The sequence below is a fragment of the Moorena producens PAL-8-15-08-1 genome, from assembly GCF_001767235.1.
GTDB classification, from domain to species: Bacteria; Cyanobacteriota; Cyanobacteriia; order Cyanobacteriales; family Coleofasciculaceae; genus Moorena; species Moorena producens_A.
In genome coordinates, this window is the sequence record NZ_CP017599.1 from 6,059,674 (window position 1) to 6,081,151 (window position 21,478).

The window sequence follows — 21,478 nt, forward strand, 5'->3', positions numbered from 1 at the left end:
GTCAACAAGCACAATCAGGCAGGTTTTATTGAGAACTATACCCGGTTTATTGACAAGATGCGTTTGCCCTGGCTAGATTTCCGAAGTCAATTAAGACATCTAAATTTCTAAGACTTCTCGTTCCTGACTACTTGCTTGGTTCGCAATAAACTTTGAAAGTTGCTCTAAGTTTGAATTTTGCATCAAGTCAAGCGGGGAAATTTTCACACCCATAACGCTACCGATTGTTTGAGCAATACCAACTGCTAAAACCGAATCTATACCGTACCGATCGAAGTCAATTTTTGAGTCTATAGTATCAGTATCAATTCCCAACTCTTTTGCCATTAGGTCAGTTAAGCACCTTTGAATGTTATCTACGGTTAAATGCCCGGTTATGGCGTACCTTTCCTTAAAGCTGCTATAGCTATCCTCTATTTCTTTGACAGGTTCATGTTTTGCGTAGTTCTCAGCAACTTCGATCCAGAAGCGTTTTCTTTGGAATGGGTAGGTGGGCAGTGTCACTTTAGATCTGGGATAGTTTCCCTCAAAGCCTTTCCAATCGATTTGCAACCCACGCACATACAGCTCACCCAGACTCTGGAGGATCTGCTGCCAATCCTCCTGCCGGGGTCGCAGTGAAGGTAGCCATATGCATGTCTTTTTAGAGATACACTGACGACCCAAGCCCAACAGGATGGGCTTGGGGCCGCATTCGAGGAATACTTCATAGCCGGACTGGTGCAAGGTCTCCATCCCAGCAACAAAGTTAACGGGAAAAAAGATATGGCGACACCAGTACTCGGCAGTGGCCACTTCAACAGTAGCTACTTCTCCAGTCACATTAGAGATCATCTTGATTTTCGGTTCAGAATAACTTACCTGTCGAGCTACTGTTTTAAACTCCTCAATCATCGGCTCCATCAATGGAGAATGAAACCCGTGGGAAACTTTCAACGGCTTGGTCTTGACTCCCTCGATCTGGAGTTGGTCTGCTACTGCCTGCACCCCTGCTTCTAGCCCCGAGATAACGGTACTTTCTGGAGCATTAATGGCCGCGATCGCCACATGATTAGGGCTGGGGCTAGCACCAATGTTTGCCCTGACCTGCTCAACCGAGGCAATGACCGATACCATGGCTCCATCTTGAGGCAAGCTGTTCATCAGCCGAGCTCGTTCAGCAATCAACTTCAAACCATCTTCCAGGCTAAACACTCCTGCCACACAGGCTGCCACATATTCACCGACACTGTGACCCATCACCACATCCGGTTCAATGCCCCAAGATTTCCACAACTGGGCTAGGGCATATTCGATGGCAAATAGAGCTGGTTGAGTATAGGCAGTCTCATCTATTGGTGAAGTTTCCCCTGGTTCTGGATACAAAACACTAAGCAGAGGCTTTTGTTGATACAGACGTAGAATGGTATCACATTGCTCAAGAGTTTTGCGGAAGATAGGCTCTTGTTCATAGAGTTCCCTTCCCATATTCACATACTGTGAACCTTGGCCTGTGAATAAAAATGCCACTTTGGGCTTAGTCGTTGTACTTTGTAGTTCTTTTTGGTATAAACCTGCCACTTCTTTTGAGATACTGAAGGCGGCAAGTTTTTCTTTTAATTCGACAGATGAAGAAGCGACTACTGCCAGACGATGTTTGAAATGGGTACGCCCTGTATTCGCACTAAAGCAAATATCTCCTAGAGCTAACTCTTGATGAGTCTCTAGGTGTTTCTGATAGCGAGTTGCTAATTCAGTGAGCGCTTCTCGACTCTTAGCTGATAGAGTCAGAAGATGAAATGGACGCTCACTGAAGTCTTCACTTTTGACTTTTGAATTACCTCCGTTGTTAAGGGGGGCTAGGGGGGATTCGGCAAAGCCGACGCTACGCGAACGACTTTTGAATTGTGAGGGTGCTTCTTCCAACACCACATGGGCGTTGGTACCACTAAAACCAAAGGAACTGACCCCCGCGAAGAGTTTTTCGGAACCAGCTGACCAAGGAGTAGGTTGGGTTGGCACATTAAGTGGCAGTTCATCCCAGTTGATATAAGGATTGGGCTCCCTCAAGTGCAGATGGGGGGCAATTTCCTGGTGTTGCAGTTGTAAGACAACTTTGAGTAGACCTGCTATACCCGCCGCTGCTTCTAGGTGACCGATATTGGTCTTCAGTGAACCAATGATCAGGGGGTGTTCTTGGGAATGACTTGCACCGAATACTGCCCCGATTGCCCCCACTTCTATCGGATCTCCTAGAGAAGTGCCGGTGCCGTGGGCTTCGATGTAGCTAACCTGGACTGGGTCTACTCCTCCATTCTTTAGAGCCTGACGAATTACCGCCTGCTGAGATGGCCCATTGGGCACTGTCAAACCCCCAGAAGGACCATCCTGGTTAATGGCAGAGCCTCGAATCACTGCTAAAATCTGGTCTTGGCTTGCGATCGCATCCGATAGTCGCTTGAGGACAATGATGCCACAACCTTCCCCTCGCACATAACCGTTAGCCGCTGCATCGAAGGTTTTACAACGTCCGTCAGGAGCCAACATCCTCCCTTGGGAGAAGGTGATACTGGCTTCTGGAGAGAGCAGCAAGTTCACCCCACCTGCTAATGCTAGATGACACTCTTGTTGACGTAGGCTTTGACAGGCCAGATGAACCGCTACCAAAGACGAAGAACAGGCAGTATCCACGGCCATTGATGGTCCGGTTAATCCCAGAACATAGGACAGCCGTCCTGCAGCAGCACTAAAAGCATTGCCAGTGCCAAAATAAGCATCGGGAGCCTCAGTGCCCAAGAGTCGTTTGGCGTAATCATTGGTGCTAATACCAACAAATACTCCTGTTAGGCTGTTATACAACTGTTCGGATACTTGATGAGCATATTCTAGGGCTTCCCAACTTACTTCCAGTAATAACCGCTGCTGGGGGTCAAGGCTGGTAGCTTCCCGAGGTAAAATTTTAAAAAATTGCGAGTCAAAGGTATCTACCTCCGTCAAAAAACCACCGTCACGGGTATATATTTTCCCGGTTGTATCTGGGTCAGGGTCGTAGTACGAATCAATATCCCATCGGTTTTTTGGCACTTCAGTAATAGTATCTACTCCATCGTGCAATATACGCCAGAAGGCTTCTGGGTTATCAATTCCTCCAGGAAATCGGCAGCCTATACCAATGATGGCAATTGGTTCTGTCTTGGCACGTTCTAAAGCATCCAGCTTAGATTGCATGCTTTCTAGCTGAAGTAGAGCATTTGCCATCAAAGAACTATGGTCTATAGTTGTTGAATTTCTGTTCACTATAGGTTTCCTCCTTTTAGAGTTGCGAGTTTTTGGGCGAGTAAGTTTGCGATTTCATCTTGAGACATTTCTTTTAAGTCACCAGCTGAAAAATCAGCCTTCTGCTCTACAGCTTGTGACTCTGAATCAGATGAAACGGAAAGCTGATAGCAAAGCACATCTTCCCCTAGATAATCAACCAGTGCTTCCAATGTCGGATAATCAAACAGGACAGTTGAAGGGATTGAATGACCTAAACTCGATTCGAGACGATTTTTCAACTCCACTGCCATCAGGGAGTCTATTCCCAAGTCAAATAACGGTTGGCGTGGCTCTATCTGCTCCGGAGCTGTTAACCCCAAAACTCTGGCTAGTTGTGAACTGACATGAGTCATTAACAGCTCCCGACGTTCATGGACTGGCGTCGCATCCAATTCCTGAATAAACTCTGATTTGCCTGGCTGTGACTGCCCCAATGGGGAAGTGAAAGCCTGCAACAATGGGATATTAATATCACCAGGGAATTGTCTGAAAAACTCAGACCAGTTCACAGGCAATACCCCCACCTGGGTAGCCTCCTGTGCCAGCACCTCTTCCAATAGCAGTAATCCCTGATCTGGGGGGATGGGGCTAATCCCCTGAGCTGTGATCCGTTTTTGGCTTTGATGATCCAGACGACCTGCCATGCCTACTTCTGCCCACGGTCCCCAGTTGATGCTCAACCCTGGTAAACCTTTTGCCCGTCGATGATGGGCTAGGGCATCCATAAACCCATTAGCCGCAGCATAGTTTCCTTGACCTGGTGAACCCAGTAATGAAGCCATCGAGGAGAAACACACAAAAAAGTCCAACTGCAGATGCTCAGTCAAGGTATGCAGATGCCAAGCCCCTTCTACTTTTGGTGCCATCACTCGGGTAAAGCGCTCCCAACTCATCTGCTGCAGTACCCCATCATCTAATACCCCGGCTCCATGAATCACACCTCGCAATGGTGGATACGATGAGTCAATTTTTGCCAGGATTCTGGCCACATCTTGTTCCTTGGACACATCCCCTGACACTACTAGTACCTCAGCCCCTGACTGTTCTAGCTGATTAATTACTTCCTGAGCTGCAACAGATGGAGCCCTACGCCCCATCAGTACCATATGCCTTGCTCCGATAGATACCATCCACTGAGCTACCCTCAGTCCCAAGGCTCCATTACCCCCAGTAATTAAGTAACTACCTTCCCTTTCCACAGAAACCGGCTTGGCCATTTCGGCTGTGCTCGTTTCTGCCATCGAAATCACCACCTTGCCCATGTGTTTGGTTTGCTGCATGTGGCGGAAAGCCTCAATGGCCTTTTGGATGGGAAATACTTTGTGGGGTAAGGGGTTGAGCTCACCGTGGTCGAATTTCTCCACCAGTGAGCTCAACAAGGTTTGAATTAAATTCGGGTTCCCTTGGGCTACTTCCCCTAAATCAAAGGGATAATACCGTGCATCTGGTCTTTTTTCTTTGACCTGCTTGTGATCCCAGATGCCAATTTTGCCTATTTCAATGAACCGTCCTCCGGTGGCTAAGACCTCAAAGCTCTTGTCAATGAATTCTCCATTGAAGCTGTTGAGAACAATGTCTACCCCCTCTGACTGGGTCAGAGTGTCCACTTGCTCCGCAAAATCTAAGGTACGGGAGTTCATAATGTGTTGCACTCCCTGAGATTTGAGAAATTCCCACTTGGGGGGACTAGCTGTAGCTATAACTTCTGCTCCCACCATTTGGGCTAACTGCACTGCTGCTTGTCCCACCCCTCCTGCAGCGGAATGAATTAGCACTCGATCTCCTGGCTGAATTTGGGCTAGGTATACCAAACCGTAGTAGGCGGTCAAAAAGGCTAGGGGAATAGTTGCTGCTGCCGTCAGGCTCATTTGTGCTGGTTTTGGAACTACAACCTCCTCCCGAGTCGTGACAAAGCTACTCAAGGCATCAGGAACGATGGTTGCGATCGCTTCATCTCCAACGTTTAAGTGAGATACTTTTTCCCCTACGGCCACGATGGTGCCAGCACACTCAAACCCAAAGGTCAGCTCCGTCGCCCTGGTAATGCCAAGATGTTCAGCGTAATAGTCCTTGAGCAGCCCCAGGGCATTGAGCACATCTCTGAAGTTTAGTCCTACTGCCGCCACTTGGATTTCTACTTCCTGTGGACCTGGAGGACGGCGTTTCATCGGCTGTAGGGTTAGGTTATCTAACACTCCATAGTCCGATAGCTTCAATTGGAAGGGTTGGTGGGCGGGGATTTGAAGTTGTCCCTCTTCCCCTTGGGAGTGGTTTTGATGTTCCACTAGTCTGGCGACATAACGTAACCCTTGACGATAGGCAATTTGGTTTTCGACCTCAGGAGAGTGTATTTCCTTGACTAAAGCGCCAACAGCATCCTCCTCTGTGGGGGCTGGGTCTAGGTCTAGAAGTCGGCATTGCAGTTCCGGGTGCTCATTGGCGATCACACGACCAACTCCCCATAAGGGAGCCTGCTGGACTTGTATCGGCAGTGAGTCAGTTCCAACACCCTGGGCTCCCTGGGTAACAAGCCACAGAGCTGGAACTTTCAACCCTTTGGTTTGCACCAGTGCCTGCACCAGATTTAATACACTGCCACAACCTAATTCTTGGGACTTTTGCAACTCCTGTGCCGATGTGGGTAGTGCTATCGTTTCCTGCCAACTCCACAGGTGGACAATTCCTCGTAATGGGGGTTGTTGCTCTAAGCTTTCTTGCAATAGTCGTGGAAATTCACTTCCCTGGGTTGGGTTGATTTGATAATGTTGAGAATCTAACTGTTGGTAATTCTCCCCTGGTGTAACTAAGATACAATGCTGACCTTGTTGGGTTAAGGATTCTGCCAGATGTTTGCCTATACCTGTGGGTGGGCAAAACAGCAGCCAACTACCGGGTTTTGTTAAATCAATTGATTGGTTGTCAAGTGAAGTTGATTGTGGTTGCCAATGGATTTGATATAACCAATCACCATGATCTACCTGCAAACTTCTCAAAAATGCTTCGCGGGGAGCGCGCCGAAGAGTAAAACCATCAATGCGTCCAAAGGCTTGAGCCATCTCATCGAGCAGATGGATATCATAAGCAAGGGTCTGCAATTGTTCGTTGATGCGAGTGGGTTGATTAACGTAGGCATAGAAGCGGCGCGGCGCTGTGCGGCTCAGGGTCATTCCCTGCACCTTCCATGGAGCCCAAAATACTCCTGCTTCATCTTGAAGAGGGTCTAAAGTTTCAGGAGATAGGCGGGTACACGCATCAAGGAGGACTGGATGGATTGGTTCCCCAGCCAGCTGGGATTCCAGAGCTTCTGGTACTTCAATTTCCAACAGGGAAATTCCTTCTCCTATCCAAGCCTGACGGACTGCCTCTAGCATCGGACCGTAAACCAAAGACACTTTAGCATAAATATCCTTCAGTACATCAGCGTCAATGGGTCTCAACTGTTGACGCAGAGATTTTATGTCTACTTTTAAGGCGGGTATTGAGGGTGGGGTATTTAACAGGGTAATTTCAGCGTGCTGTTGCCATTGGCCTCCCTCAGTGGCATCTCTACTAAAAACTTCCACCTTTTGCTTAGTCTGATTACTATCAGCAGGATGAATCAAAAGTTGTGTTTCACGGGTAGCATTAGGTGTGGCCAGAATTAGGGGTTGTATAAAGTTAACCTCCTCCACTGCTGCCGGTGTGCCCACTGCTGCAAATGTCATGGCGATGTAGCTGACACCGGGAATTACAGCAGTGTCGTAGACTCGGTGGTCTCCAATCCAGGGACAGTTGCTTAGGTTTATGTGCTGGTGGTAAATTGTCTGACCAGTGGCTGCCAATTCTACCTTACTTCCCAACAGTGGGTACATCTGTTGGTTCAGTCGGTTAGAATATCCCTGGGAAGTCTCTATCCAATACCGTTGCCGTTGCCAGGGATAAGTGGGCAATACCACCTTACTACGTGAATAATATTTATCAAACCCTAACCAATCAACTTTAACTCCCCGCACATATAACTGAGCTAAACTTTGTAGCATTTGCTGCCAGTCTTCTTGACCAGGACGCAGAGAAGGCAACCATACTCCGACACCCTCTGGCAAACACTGCGTTGCCATGCCTAATAAAATTGGTTTCGATCCAATTTCTAGGAAGACGTCATAACCAAGTTGGTGCAAGGTCTCCATACTTTGGGCAAACTTCACCGGTTGGCGGACATGATTTACCCAATAGCTGGCTGTAGCAACACTCTCAGAAGATCTAGCTCCTGTAACATTTGAGATCAGGGGAATCTGGGGTTGATTGTAGGTGATTTGACTAGCTACTGCTTCAAACTCTGCCAACATCGGCTCCATCAAGGGTGAATGGAAGGCGTGGGATACTTGTAGCTGTTTGGTCTTGATTCCTTCTGCTTCTAAGCTGTCCTTAACTGTCCCAACCGCTTCTGCTGCCCCAGAAATTACGATGTTTTCTGGTCCATTGATGGCGGCTATTGCCACTGTTTCTGTGTATGGGGCAATCAGTTGATTGACTTTCTCTTTTGATGCCATCACCGCTACCATTTCACCTAATGAAGGTAGCTGCTGCATTAAACGTCCCCGATGGGCAATCAGTTTTAGGCCATCTTCTAAACTAAATACTCCTGCTACACAGGCGGCCACATATTCACCCACACTGTGACCCATGACCACATCGGGTTTTATGCCCCAAGATTTCCACAACTGAAAGAGCGCATATTCGATGGCAAATAGAGCTGGTTGAGTATAGGCAGTTTGATCAATTGGTGAGGTTTCCCCTGGTTCTGGGTACAAGACACTAAGTAGAGGCTTCTGTTGATAGACACGTAGAATGCCATCACATTGCTCAAGGGTTTTCCGGAAGACCGGCTGTTGTTCATAGAGTTGCCGTCCCATATTCACTATCTGTGAACCTTGACCGGTGAATAAAAATGCGATTTTGGGCTGAGCTGTAGTGGTTGGCAGTTTTCTTTGGTATACTCCTGCCACTTCCTGTGCATCATTAAAAGCAGCAAGTTTTTCACTTAATTCAGCTACGGACTTTGCCACTACACTTAGGCGGTGGTTAAAATGCTTACGCCCGGTATTAGCAGTGAAACAGATATCTCCAATCTTATCTGTGGAATTATTTCCTAAAAATTCTTGATACCTTTGTGCTAGCTCTTGCAGCGCTTTGGAGCACTTAGCAGACAAAGTTAATATATGGCACGGACGCTCATTTATCCCTTGAATTTTGAATTGTTTTGGTGCTTCCTCCAGAATTACATGGGCATTAGTGCCACTGATACCAAAGGAACTCACCCCTGCTAGTCGTCCCTTTGAACCAGATGACCACTGAATCGGTTGGGTTGGCACTACCACTGGAAGTTCTTCCCAGTTTATATAGGGATTGGGCTGTTTGAAGTGTAGATGAGGAGCAATTTCTTGGTGTTGCATTTGTAAGACCACCTTCATCAAACCAGCAATACCTGCTGCTGCTTCTAGGTGACCAATATTGGTTTTTAGCGAACCAATTGTTAAAGGATTTTCTGAAGAACGCCCAAGTCCAAAAACAGCAGCTAAGGCTCTGACTTCTATGGGATCTCCCAAGGAAGTTCCTGTACCATGTGCTTCCACATAACTCACCTGAGATGGATTTACCTTAGCTGCTGCTAGGGTCTGCTTAATTAGTTTTTCCTGTGCCAGTTTGTTCGGAATCGTCAGACCACTACTTGGCCCATCATGATTAACGGCAGAGCCTCGAATCGTTGCCAAAATCTTATTGCCATCACTGATAGCATCTGAAAGACGCTTGAGGACGATAACCCCGCATCCCTCGCCTCTTCCGTAACCATCAGCGGCTGCATCAAAGGTCTTACAACGACCATCCGGTGATAGAGCTTTCATCTGGCATAAAGCTGTAGTCACCACAGGGGAAAGAATTAGTTGTACCCCACCCGCTAGGGCTAGATTACACTCACCTGCACGCAGGCTTTGACAAGCCAAATGTAGTGCTACCAAAGAAGAGGAACAAGCGGTATCTACAGCTAAACAAGGGCCTTGCAAACCTAAAAAGTATGATAATCGACCAGAAGCAAAGCAAAAGCCGTTTCCCGTTCCATCATAGGGGTTAATGCGCTCGATCTCACCAGAGCTTAGCTGCAATTGTGCATAATCATTTTGACCAATGCCTAGAAAAACACCTGTTTGACTATCCTTTAATTCATTCGGTGCTTGTCCTGCTCTCTCTAGAGCTTCCCAGCTCACCTCTAACATTAAACGTTGCTGGGGATCAAGGCTAATGGCTTCTCTAGGGGAAATGCCAAAAAACTGAGGTGAGAATTGGTCTACCTGGGATAATAATCCAGCCTGACGGATGTACATTTTCCCGGTCGTATCGGGATTGGGGTCGTAATAAGCATCAATGTCCCACCGCGAGCAAGGAATCGAGCTAATGGCATCTGTACCATCACGCAAAAGTCGCCAGAATGTCTCTGGGTCATTTGCTCCTCCAGGAAATCGGCAGCCCATACCAATTATGGCAATTGGTTCGCTCTTTGAACGCTCAACTGTCTCTAATCTAGCTCTTGCTTCCTTCAGTGCTAAAAGTACCTGTTTAGATGAAGAGAGTTGTTCTTCTTTGTGGGATACCTGGTTCATTAGTGACTACCTCCTAATAGCGTTTTTAGTTCTTCAACTTCCTTGGCAATTAAGGATTCGACATCGTCTTCAGCAATTTGTTTTACTTCTGACAAAGCATTCCCATGTTCTTCTTCAATTTTGGGTAAGTTCATGTCACTCTTCTCAGGTAACCTCCATCCCATTACTTCCTCAGCTAAATACTTGGAGAGTTTTTGAATGGTTGGATACTCAATTGCTAATGTTGCAGCAAGGGGAATTCTAAGATTGTTTTGGAGTCGGTTTTTTAGTTCCACTGCCATCAGTGAGTCCATACCCATGTCAACAAAACCCTGATCTGGATCTAGTAAGTCAGATGAATCAAGCCCTAATACCTTCGCAACTTCAGTTTGAATGTGAGTTATTAAAATGTTTTGGCGATCGCACTCGGGAGCAGATTCTAATCTTTCTAAAAGCTCATGCTGCTTTGTCTTTGTCGATTCGCTTTCTGTTACCAATTCCGCAAGCAATGGCATTTGATTAGCAAAACTGAATTGCTCCTGGAACACTGACCATTCCACTGGTAAAACTCCTACCTGTGGTAAGGATTTTTCCAGTAGTTGTCCTAGAATCTGCAATCCTTGTTCTGAAGCTAGAGGACTGATTCCCATAGCCACCATTCGACTTTGATAACGACTATCCAAGTTGACTGCCATCCCTGCTGTACTCCACGGTCCCCAGTTGATGCTCAAACCTGGTAAACCCATGGCACGACGATGATAAACTAGACCATCCATGAAAGCATTGGCAGCAGCATAGTTTCCTTGACCTGGTGAACCCAGTAATGAAGCCACTGAAGAGAAACAAATAAAGAAGTCTAAGGGGCTATTCTGAGTTAAGGTGTGTAAGTTCCAGGCTCCCTCTAGCTTCGGAGCCATCACACTCCTCAAGCTCTCCCAGGACATCATCTGCAATACACTATCATCTAAAACACCGGCAGCATGAATAATGCCTTTCAAGGGTGGTAGAGATGACTTAATGACCTGTACCATCTGAGCTACATCTTCTGGCTTAGAAACATCAGCTTGGAGGAGAAGCACTTTAGTTCCTAGCTGTTCTAATTCTCTAATTATCTCAATAGCTGTTCCAGATGCCTCTCGACGCCCAGTTAGTACCAGATGTCTTGCTCCCTGGGATACCATCCACTGAGCTACTTGCAGCCCTAAGGCTCCTAGTCCACCAGTAATTAGGTATGTACTATGGTCGTCCCACAAAACTTCTTTTGATTCTGCTAACACCTGCTTCACTAGACGGGGCACATAGGAAAATCCTTCTCGAAAGGCGAGATGATCTTCTCCTTGGGTATTCTGAATCTGTGCCAACAGCATCTCTACCTCACCTTGAGGTGCTGATGGATCTAAGTCCACCATTCCACCCCACAGTTGAGGATGTTCCAGAGCTGCCACTTTTCCTAGTCCCCATATGGGAGCTTGGGCTACTGCGACAGAATCACTCTGAGATGCCACTGGTTGTGCTCCACGGGTAATTAACCACAATCGAGCTGAAGCTGATAAATTTTGCTTGAGTAGAGCTTGCAGCAAATGCAAGACACTGCCACAACTGAGTCTCTGACTCTGCTCTAAACTTGAGATAGTCAACTCCTGTTCGGGAACTGCATCTAAACTCCACAGGTGAATTATTCCCTTTAATGGCAACTGGCTGGTTTTTATAACCTCTTGGAACAAAAGTTCAAAATCTCCCGGTTCGCCAGGATTAAGGCCGTAAATTCCTGTTTCCATTATCTGGTAGGCATCTCTGGCATAGACCAAAGTGCATTGATGACCTTGTTGCTGTAAATTTGCAGCCAAGGCTTGCCCAAGGACCGTGGAGTCAGCAAAAATTAGCCAATGACCCTCTTGAGAATTTTGGCTCGCTTCTAAGGTAGTCTTGACTGGGGAGGATAATGGTTTCCACTGTACTTGATAGAGCCAATCTTTGACAGTTGCTGCTGTGAGTTGTTCTTGGTGCTGTTTGACCAATATTTGCAGCATTTCTGGCAAAACCTTGGTTTGTTCTGGAGTAAATTTCCCTACTTTTTCTAATTGTTGAAGCAACTGTTGAGTATTGCCATGGTTCAGCCAATCCACAATGGTAGTGGTCTTATTTTCTGAATTGGAATAAGCAGCTTTTTGGCTGTCATTTTCTGAAGTTTCAATCCAATACCGCTGACGTTGCCAAGGATAAGTGGGCAACAGTACTTTACGACGAGGATAATCTCGGTCAAACTCTGACCAATCCACCACCACCCCCTGGACATACAACTGCCCTAAACTCTGCAGCAGTTGCTGCCAGTCTTCTTGCCCTGGACGGAGACTGGGCAACCAAACTCCTACTCCTTCTGGCAAACACTGCCTTCCCATCCCTAACAAAATTGGTTTGGAACCAATTTCGACAAATATCTGATAACCTTCTTGACCAAGGGTCTTCATCCCCCAGGCAAATTTCACCGGCTGTCGCACATGACGAACCCAATATTGGGGGGTGGCAATCTCATCATCAGCTTGTTGTCCAGTGACATTGGAAATTATTGGGATACGGGGCTTTGAGTAGGTGAGCTCTTGGGCCACTGCCTCAAAGGACCCCAGCATCGGTTCCATCAAGGCAGAATGGAAAGCATGATTTACCTGTAAAGACTTGATCTTGACCCCGTCCCCGGCCAGGGTGGCACAGACGGCCTCTAGGGCTTGACGCTGCCCGGAAATGACTAAACTCATCGGACCGTTAATGGCAGCGATCGCTACTTTTTCTGCGTAGGGTTCAATCGCTTCTTGCACTTGGTTCAAGGATGCCAACACCGCCACCATCTTGCCGTCTGGGGGTAACTCTTGCATTAACTTTCCCCGATGGGCAATTAGCTTTAATCCATCTTCTAAACTAAATACTCCTGCTACACAAGCGGCCACATATTCCCCCACACTGTGACCCATCACCACATCCGGTTCAATGCCCCAGGATTTCCACAACTGAAAGAGCGCATATTCAATGGCAAATAGGGCGGGTTGAGTATAGGCAGTTTCATCTATTGGTGAAGTTTCCCCTGGTTCTGGATACAAGACACTGAGCAGAGGCTTCTGTTGATAGGCACCTAGAATGGCATCACATTGCTCAAGGGTTTTGCGGAAGGTTGGTTGGGTAGAGTAGAGTTCCCTTCCCATGTCCACATATTGGGAACCCTGACCGGTGAATAAAAATGCGATTTTGGGCTGAGTTGTAGTGGTTGGCAGTTGTCTTTGGCATACTCCTACCACGTCCTGTGCATCATTAAAAGCAGCAAGTTTTTCACTTAATTCTGCTACGGACTTTGCCACTACACTTAGGCGGTGGTTAAAATGCTTACGCCCTGTATTAGCACTAAAGCAAATATCTCCTATGGTCAATTCTGGATGGGTGTAATGGTGCTTTTGATAACGTATGATTAATTCTTTGAGAGCGGCTTCTGTTCTGGTCGATAGAGCCAGCAGATGAACCGGACGGTCTACTTTTCCTTGAGGGATAGGGTCAGGCACAGGGGCTTCTTCTACCACCACATGGGCATTAGTTCCACTAAAACCAAAAGCACTAACTCCAGCTAGACGGCGCTTTTCTGCTCTTGGCCAGGGCAGGACTGTGGTGGGTACTCTCACCTGTAGCTCTTTCCAGTTAATACGAGGATTGGGTTCATTAAAGTTTAGATGAGGGGGAATCTTTTCATGCTGCAAAGCCAGTATCACCTTAATTAAACCCGCCACTCCAGAAGCAGCTTCCAAGTGACCAATGTTCGTCTTAGCAGAAGCTATAGTTAAGGGTTGGTTATCAGGACGATTTTTTCCAAAAAATTCCCCTAATGCCCCAACTTCAATAGGGTCTCCAAGACTGGTTCCTGTGCCATGAGCTTCGATGTAGCTTACGTCTTTTGGGTCTACCTTGGCATTATCTAAGGCTTGGTGAATCAACAATTGCTGAGCTTTCTTGTTAGGTACAGTTAACCCACTGCTAGCTCCGTCATGGTTGATTGCTGAACCCCTGATCAGAGCTAAGATATTGTCTGCATCTGCAATAGCATCACTAAGACGCTTGAGGACTACTATCCCGCACCCTTCCCCTCGCCCATAACCATCCGCAGCCGCATCAAAAGTTTTACACCGACCATCGGCTGATAAGGCGTGAGTTTTGCAGAAAAAGATGGTTGGAGCAGGGGAAAGCATCAAGTTTACCCCTCCAACTAAAGCCAAATTCGACTCTTTGGCTCGTAGGCTCTGGCAGGCTAGATGGACAGCTACTAAAGATGAGGAGCAGGCTGTATCCAATTGAAACGTTGGTCCAAGTAAGCCGAGAATATAGGATATCCTACCAACCGCAATACTTTGAGCATTTCCTAATCCGCTGTAAGCATCAATATTACTAGGGTTGGCTCCAAAAGCCTTGTATTCATAGTCATGGCTACTCAAACCTACAAATACTCCAGTTTGAGTGCCTCTGAGCTGATCTGCTGATAACCCAGCATTTTCAATAGCTTCCCAAACCACCTCAAGTAGTAGTCGCTGCTGGGGGTCTAATTTAACAGCCTCACGAGGAGAAATACCAAAAAATTGTGAGTCGAATCGATCAACAGGTTGTTGTAAAAAGCCACCACAACGGGTGTAAGTTTTTCCTGGGGCTTCAGGATTGGGATCGTAGTATTCATCAAGATTCCATCTTGCAGAAGGAACCTCGGTAATGGCATCTATTCCTTCATGTAGTAAGTGCCAGTAAGATTCTGGGTTATCGACTCCTCCAGGGAGGTGACAACCCATTCCAATGATGGCAATCGGTTCAGTTTGGGCTCTTTTGACTGCGTCAAGTTTAGCGTTTGCTTGCTGAAGTCCAATTAAAAGGCGTTGCTGTGTTGATAGTTGACTTCCATTGCCAAGAGAATAGTTGCTCATCACCAATTTTCCTTTAAAGAAGTTTCTAATTGGGCAAGTTGCTCTTCAATCGAGGTAGTAAGCTCATTTGCAGAGAGCTGAATAACTTGTTCCCAAGCAATCTTTTCTGGGTTATCCTCCTGTTTAGTAGACGTACACTCTGATTGTTCTTCTTCAATATCCCCAGGAATAACTTCATCTAAGTAAACAGCAAGTTCCTTAATGTTTGAATACTCAAAGACGGTTGTGGAAGAGAGAAAAACACCTAAATCGGACTGCAAGCGATTCCCAAACTCAACTGCCATGAGGGAGTCCATTCCCATATCAAAGAAGCCCTGATTAATATCAGGCAGATTAGTGTTGTTCAGATGCAGAACCTTTGCCACCACATCGGTTAGATAAGCGATTAGGAGGTTGATACGCTCCTGTTGATTAACTTGCTTCAACTTGTCCAATAATTCACTTTGCTTGGGAGCAATTTTCTCTGATAATTCCATCTGAATGGCGATTTCAGAAAGAAAGGTTGGAATCTTATTACCCGGAAACTGCTGCAAGAATTGGAACCAATTGACTGGAAAAACAGATACCTGTGTTGCTGGCTGAGTTAACAACCCTTCCAATACCTGTAATCCCTGATCTGGGGGGATGGGGCTAATCCCCTGAGCTGTCATCCGTTTTTGGTTTTGATGATCCAGACGCCCTGCCATGCCTACTTCTGCCCACGGTCCCCAGTTGATGCTCAACCCTGGTAAACCTTTTGCCCGTCGATGATGGGCTAGGGCATCCATAAACCCATTAGCCGCAGCATAGTTTCCTTGACCTGGTGAACCCAGTAATGAAGCCATCGAGGAGAAACACACAAAAAAGTCCAACTGCAGATGCTCAGTCAAGGTATGCAGATGCCAAGCCCCTTCTACTTTTGGTGCCATCACTCGGGTAAAGCGCTCCCAACTCATCTGCTGCAGTACCCCATCATCTAATACCCCGGCTCCATGAATCACACCTCGCAATGGTGGATACGATGAGTCAATTTTTGCCAGGATTCTGGCCACATCTTGTTCCTTGGACACATCCCCTGACACTACTAGTACCTCAGCCCCTGACTGTTCTAGCTGATTAATTACTTCCTGAGCTGCAACAGATGGAGCCCTACGCCCCATCAGTACCATATGCCTTGCTCCGATAGATACCATCCACTGAGCTACCCTCAGTCCCAAGGCTCCATTACCCCCAGTAATTAAGTAACTACCTTCCCTTTCCACAGAAACCGGCTTGGCCATTTCGGCTGTGCTCGTTTCTGCCATCGAAATCACCACCTTGCCCATGTGTTTGGTTTGCTGCATGTGGCGGAAAGCCTCAATGGCCTTTTGGATGGGAAATACTTTGTGGGGTAAGGGGTTGAGCTCACCGTGGTCGAATTTCTCCACCAGTGAGCTCAACAAGGTTTGAATTAAATTCGGGTTCCCTTGGGCTACTTCCCCTAAATCAAAGGGATAATACCGTGCATCTGGTCTTTTTTCTTTGACCTGCTTGTGATCCCAGATGCCAATTTTGCCAATTTCAATGAACCGTCCTCCGGTGGCTAAAACCTCAAAGCTCTTGTCAATGAATTCTCCATTGAGGCTGTTGAGGACAATGTCTACCCCCTCTGACTGGGTCAGAGTGTCCACTTCCTCCGCAAAATCTAAGGTACGGGAGTTCATGATGTGTTGCACTCCCTGAGATTTGAGAAATTCCCACTTGGGGGGACTAGCTGTAGCTATAACTTCTGCTCCCGCCATTTGGGCTAACTGCACTGCGGCTTGTCCCACCCCCCCTGCAGCGGAATGAATTAACACTCGATCTCCTGGCTGAATTTGGGCTAGGTGTTCCAAACCGTAGTAGGCGGTCAGAAAGGCTAGGGGAATAGTTGCTGCTTCGGTTGGGCTGATTTGTGACGGTTTGCAAACCACAAACTCCGCTCGAGTCGTGACAAAGCTACTCAAGGCATCAGGAACGATGGTTGCGATCGCGTCATCTCCAACGTTTAAGTGAGATACCTTTTCCCCTACGGCCACAATGGTGCCAGCACACTCAAACCCAAAGGTCAGCTCCTTCGCACTTGTAATACCAAGGTATTCAGCGTAATACTCCTTGAGCAGCCCCAGGGCATTGAGTACATCCCTGAAGTTGAGTCCTACCGCCGTCACTTGAATTTCTACCTCTTCCGGTTCTGGGGCACGACGAGTGATGGGCTTGAGAGTGAGATTGTCTAACAACCCATAGTCCGATAGCTTTAACTGGAAGGGGTGTTCCGCTGGTATCTGTAATTCCTCTTCTTTTGTTGAAATCCCCTGTTGTTGGACTAATCGTGGGACATAACGCACCCCTTGACGATAGGCGATTTGGTCTTCAACATCCTTTGACAAAAGTTCCTTGAATAAACCTTGGGCTGCTTGGGAAACCTCTAGGGTAGGGTCTAGGTCTAAAAGTCGGCACGGCAATTGTGGGTGTTCCAAGGCAATTACCCGACCTAGTCCCCATAGAGGTGCTTGTTGGAATTGTACCGGAGGTGAAGAGTTCCCCACTGACTGGGAGCCTTGGGTCACTAGCCAGAGTCGGGGAAGTGCTGTATTTTGACTTTGTACTATCGCCTGTACTAGATGGAGTACACTACCACATCCCAATTCTTGAGCGTTTTGTAACTCCTGTAATGATGACGGTACTGCTGTGGTTGACGGCAAACTCCACAGATGCACGATTCCTGTTAGGCTCGGCTGAGCCACTAAACTTTCGTTTAGCAGGCGAGCAAAATCTTCAGACTCAGTAGGGTTGAGCTGGTAATGTTGCGGGTTTAACTGCTGGTACTCTGTTCCTGGTGTCACTAGGATACAGTGCTGACCTTGTGTTTGTAAGAATTCTGCGAGATCCTTTCCTATACCTGTCGGTGAAGCAAACAGCAGCCAGCTACCTGATTGTTTTAAATCCAGGGACTCGGGTTGAGATGAAGTCGATTGTGCTTGCCAATGGATTTGATATAACCAATTCTTTAGATCTTGCTCTTGAGTACGTAGTAAAGCTTGGCGAGAAGTACGTAATACCGTTAACCCTTCTACAACAGCTACTACTACTCCTTGTTTATCCCATAAACAAACTTCACCAGTTAAGGTTTGTGGACTAGCTGTTGTTGCATTTATCTCTACTTCAGTCCACAAAGTGTTACTTGTCCGACGATGAAGTTGTAGGCGTTTTATCTTTACTGGCAAGTAAGTATCCTGATTTTCAGTTCCATCCAAGGCGGCTGCTAACACCTGAAAACTAGCATCTAAAAGCACAGGATGGAGTTGGTAGAACGTTGCTTGGTTTACTAAGGTTTCTGGCAACTGAATTTGACCTAGGGCTTTTTCTTCACTGCACCACAGTTGTCGAACGGCTTGGAAACAATCACCGTAATCAATGCCTCTGTCTTTATACTCAAGGTAAAAGTCTTTAGGTGATATCTGTTGATTGTACTCGCCAATAAGAGTTTTTAAGTCTGTTGTTTTTGGTTGTGTGTCTTTATCCCCTGCCAGTAATTTTCCTTGAACGTGTAGAGTCCATTTTACTTCTGATTGCTGAGAACCTACATCTAAACTGAAAATTTGGAAGTTATAGCAAAGCGTTTCTTGTGGAGTTAATACTATCTGAATAGTTTGGAGTTCATCTTCTGGCAGAATCAACGCTTGTTGAATAACAACATCTTCTAGGATTAAATTTTCGGATTTGAATAAAGTATTACCTGCAGCTAACGCTATTTCCAGGTAAGCCGCTGCTGGCAAGACAGGAACAGAAAAAACACAATGGTGTTTTAGGTAACTTGGTTGGGATGAGCTCAGAAGGCACTCAAAACGAATTTGCTGGTCAAAGCCTGCTAAACGCAATCTTTGACCAAGTAGGGGGTGAAGAGTCTCATAATTTGACAAAAATTGCTTTTTATGTATCAGGGTATTATCTGTTTCTATCCAATACCGTTGCCGTTGCCAGGGATAAGTGGGCAATACCACTTTGCTACGGGAATAATCGCGTTCAAAGCCTAACCAATCTACTTTGACTCCCTGTACATATAATTGAGCCAAACTATGTAGCATTTGCTGCCAGTCTTCTTGAGCAGGACGCAGAGAAGGCAACCATACTCCTAGTTCTTCTGGCAAACACTGTTTTCCCATGCCTAACAAAATTGGTAGTGGTCCAATTTCTAGGAAGACGTCATAACCAAGTTGCTGTAAAGTCTCCATACTGTGGGCAAACTTCACGGGTTGGCGGACATGATTTACCCAGTAGCTTGCTGTGGCAATACTCTCGTCAGCTATAGCTCCTGTCACATTTGAAATCAGGGGAATCCGGGGTTGATTGTAGCTCATTTGACTAGCTACTGCTTCAAAGTCTGCCAACATCGGCTCCATCAAGGGTGAATGGAAGGCATGGGATACTTGCAGTTGTTTGGTCTTGATTCCTTCTGCTTCTAAGCTGTCGAGAAGCGTCCCAATCGCTTCTGCTGCACCAGAAATTACAGTGCTCACAGGTCCGTTGATGGCAGCTATTGCCACTTGTTCTGTGTATGGGGCAATCAGTTGATTTACTTTCTCGTATGATGCCATCACCGCTACCATCTCTCCTCCAGAAGGTAACTGCTGCATTAACCTTCCCCGATGGGCAATTAGTTTTAGGCCATCTTCGAGGCTAAATACTCCTGCTACACAGGCGGCCACATATTCCCCCACACTGTGACCCATCACCACATCTGGTTCAATGCCCCAGGATTTCCATAACTGAAAGAGCGCATATTCAATGGCAAATAGGGCGGGTTGAGTATAGGCAGTTTGATCAATTGGTGAAGTTTCCCCTGGTTCTGGATACAAGATACTCAGTAGAGACTTCTGTTGATAGGCACCGAGAATGGCATCACATTGCTCAAGGGTTTTCCGGAAGGTTGGTTGGGTTTTGTAGAGTTCCCTTCCCATGTCCACATATTGGGAACCCTGACCGGTAAATAAAAATACGATTTTCGGGGGCTTTTTGCTGGGAACTGGACCTCTAACTACTCCAGGAGTATCAACTCCCGTTTCAAACCCCTTTAATTGTTGACTTAACTTTTCTGTAGATTCTGCTACAACAGCTAAGCGATGCTTGAAATGGCTACGCCCTGTATTCGCAGTAAAACAGATATCAGCTATTGCTGCTGTGGAATTATTAGCTAAAAATTCTTGATACCTTTGGGCTAGCTCTTGCAGCGCCTTCTCACATTTAGCAGATAACGTTAAAATATGGCTTGGACGCTCAATAAACTCTTCACTTTTGAATTTTGAATTTTGAATTTTGAATTGTGAGGGTGCTTCTTCGAGAATGACATGGGCATTAGTGCCACCAAACCCAAAAGAACTGACACCAGCCATTTTTGGTTTCTCACCAGCAGACCATTTTTGGAGTGAGGTAGGAATTTTTATAGGAGTGTTCTTAATTTTGATATATGGATTTAATTGGTTGAAGTGCAAGTGAGGTGGAATCTCCCCATGTTGCAGGGATAGCACTACCTTGATCAAGCCAGCAATCCCAGCAGCAGGTTCCAAATGACCAATATTAGTTTTGACTGAGCCAATCCAACAGGGCTGATCGGGCTCACGGTCTTCCATCAGCACTGCTTTTAAGGATTTAACCTCGATGGGATCCCCCAGAGATGTTCCAGTGCCATGAGCTTCAATATAGCTAATCTGTGCTGGTTTGACTCCAGCCTTTTCCAGCGCCTGACGGATCACCGCTTGCTGGGAAGGACCATTGGGTGCTGTCAGTCCATTAGTTAGGCCATCTTGGTTAACTGCTGAGCCTCTTACGATTGCCTGAATATTGTCTCCATCTCTGAGGGCATCGGAAAGACGCTTGAGGACAACTACCCCACATCCCTCCCCTCGGACATAACCGTCGGCACTCGCATCAAATGTTTTACAACGACCGTCAGCGGCCATCATTTGTGCTTGAGAGAAAGTGATAGTCTGCTCTGGGGAAAGCATCAAGTTTACCCCTCCCACTAAACACAAGTTGGACTCAAGGCTGAGCAAACTACCGCAGGCGTAGTGGAGTGCTACCAGGGATGAGGAGCAAGCTGTATCTATCGCTACACTCGGCCCAAACAGATTCAGCACATAGGATAGGCGATTGGCAGCAACGGAAGAGGCGGTGCCCGTACCACTGTATGCATTAATACCAGAGCAGTCTTTGTAGATAAGTCTGTGGTAGTCAGCGTTACTGATGCCGATGAACACCCCAGTTTGACTACGAGCCAGGGATTCTGGCACTATTGCTGCATTTTCTAGGGCTTCCCAGACTACCTCCAACAACAGTCTTTGCTGGGGATCTAGTCGCTGTGCCTCACGGGGAGAAATCCCGAAGAAACTCGGCTCAAACCGATCCACCTGTTCCACAAAGCCACCCCACCGGGTGTACATTTTTCCTGATGTAGCTGGGGAAGGGTCATAAAAGGTGTCAATATCCCACCGCTCTGGTGGTACCTCGGTAATGGCATCCACGCCGTTACGCAAGAGCTGCCAGAAAGCTTCTGGAGTCTTTGCACCAGGCAAACGACAACCAATGCCAATAATTGCTATAGGTTCGATTTCATTCATCGCCTTAGTT

Annotated in this window: 4 protein-coding genes; all 4 read right to left on the reverse strand. The window is 46.7% G+C overall.

The window, feature by feature from the left end:
* Nucleotides 1-99: 99 nt before the first annotated feature.
* From BJP34_RS22185 to BJP34_RS22200, 4 genes are read right to left on the reverse strand one after another with little or no spacing between them, the layout of a single operon-like run.
* Nucleotides 100-3,276 carry a type I polyketide synthase gene (locus tag BJP34_RS22185; RefSeq protein ID WP_149031112.1) on the reverse strand — a complete coding sequence of 1,059 codons (3,177 nt, stop codon included), beginning with the start codon at nt 3,274-3,276 and terminating at the stop codon, nt 100-102.
* Nucleotides 3,276-9,932 (reverse strand): type I polyketide synthase, encoded by a 6,657-nt coding sequence (locus BJP34_RS22190; RefSeq protein WP_083305302.1) that lies wholly within the window; start codon nt 9,930-9,932, stop codon nt 3,276-3,278. The genes BJP34_RS22185 and BJP34_RS22190 overlap by 1 nt, the downstream gene beginning before the upstream one ends.
* Nucleotides 9,932-14,854 (reverse strand): type I polyketide synthase, encoded by a 4,923-nt coding sequence (locus BJP34_RS22195; protein WP_070394216.1) that lies wholly within the window; start codon nt 14,852-14,854, stop codon nt 9,932-9,934. The genes BJP34_RS22190 and BJP34_RS22195 overlap by 1 nt, the downstream gene beginning before the upstream one ends.
* Complete coding sequence (locus BJP34_RS22200; protein ID WP_070394217.1) at nt 14,854-21,468, reverse strand: type I polyketide synthase; 6,615 nt, start codon at nt 21,466-21,468, stop codon at nt 14,854-14,856. The genes BJP34_RS22195 and BJP34_RS22200 overlap by 1 nt, the downstream gene beginning before the upstream one ends.
* Between the last annotated feature and the right edge of the window lie 10 nt (nt 21,469-21,478).

Excerpts from the sequence above, each read along its gene's own strand:
- BJP34_RS22200 (WP_070394217.1), bottom strand. The coding sequence starts at position 21,468 with ATGAATGAAATCGAACCTATAGCAATTATTGGCATTGGTTGTCGTTTG.
- BJP34_RS22190 (WP_083305302.1), bottom strand. The coding sequence starts at position 9,932 with ATGAACCAGGTATCCCACAAAGAAGAACAACTCTCTTCATCTAAACAG.
- BJP34_RS22195 (WP_070394216.1), bottom strand. The coding sequence starts at position 14,854 with ATGAGCAACTATTCTCTTGGCAATGGAAGTCAACTATCAACACAGCAA.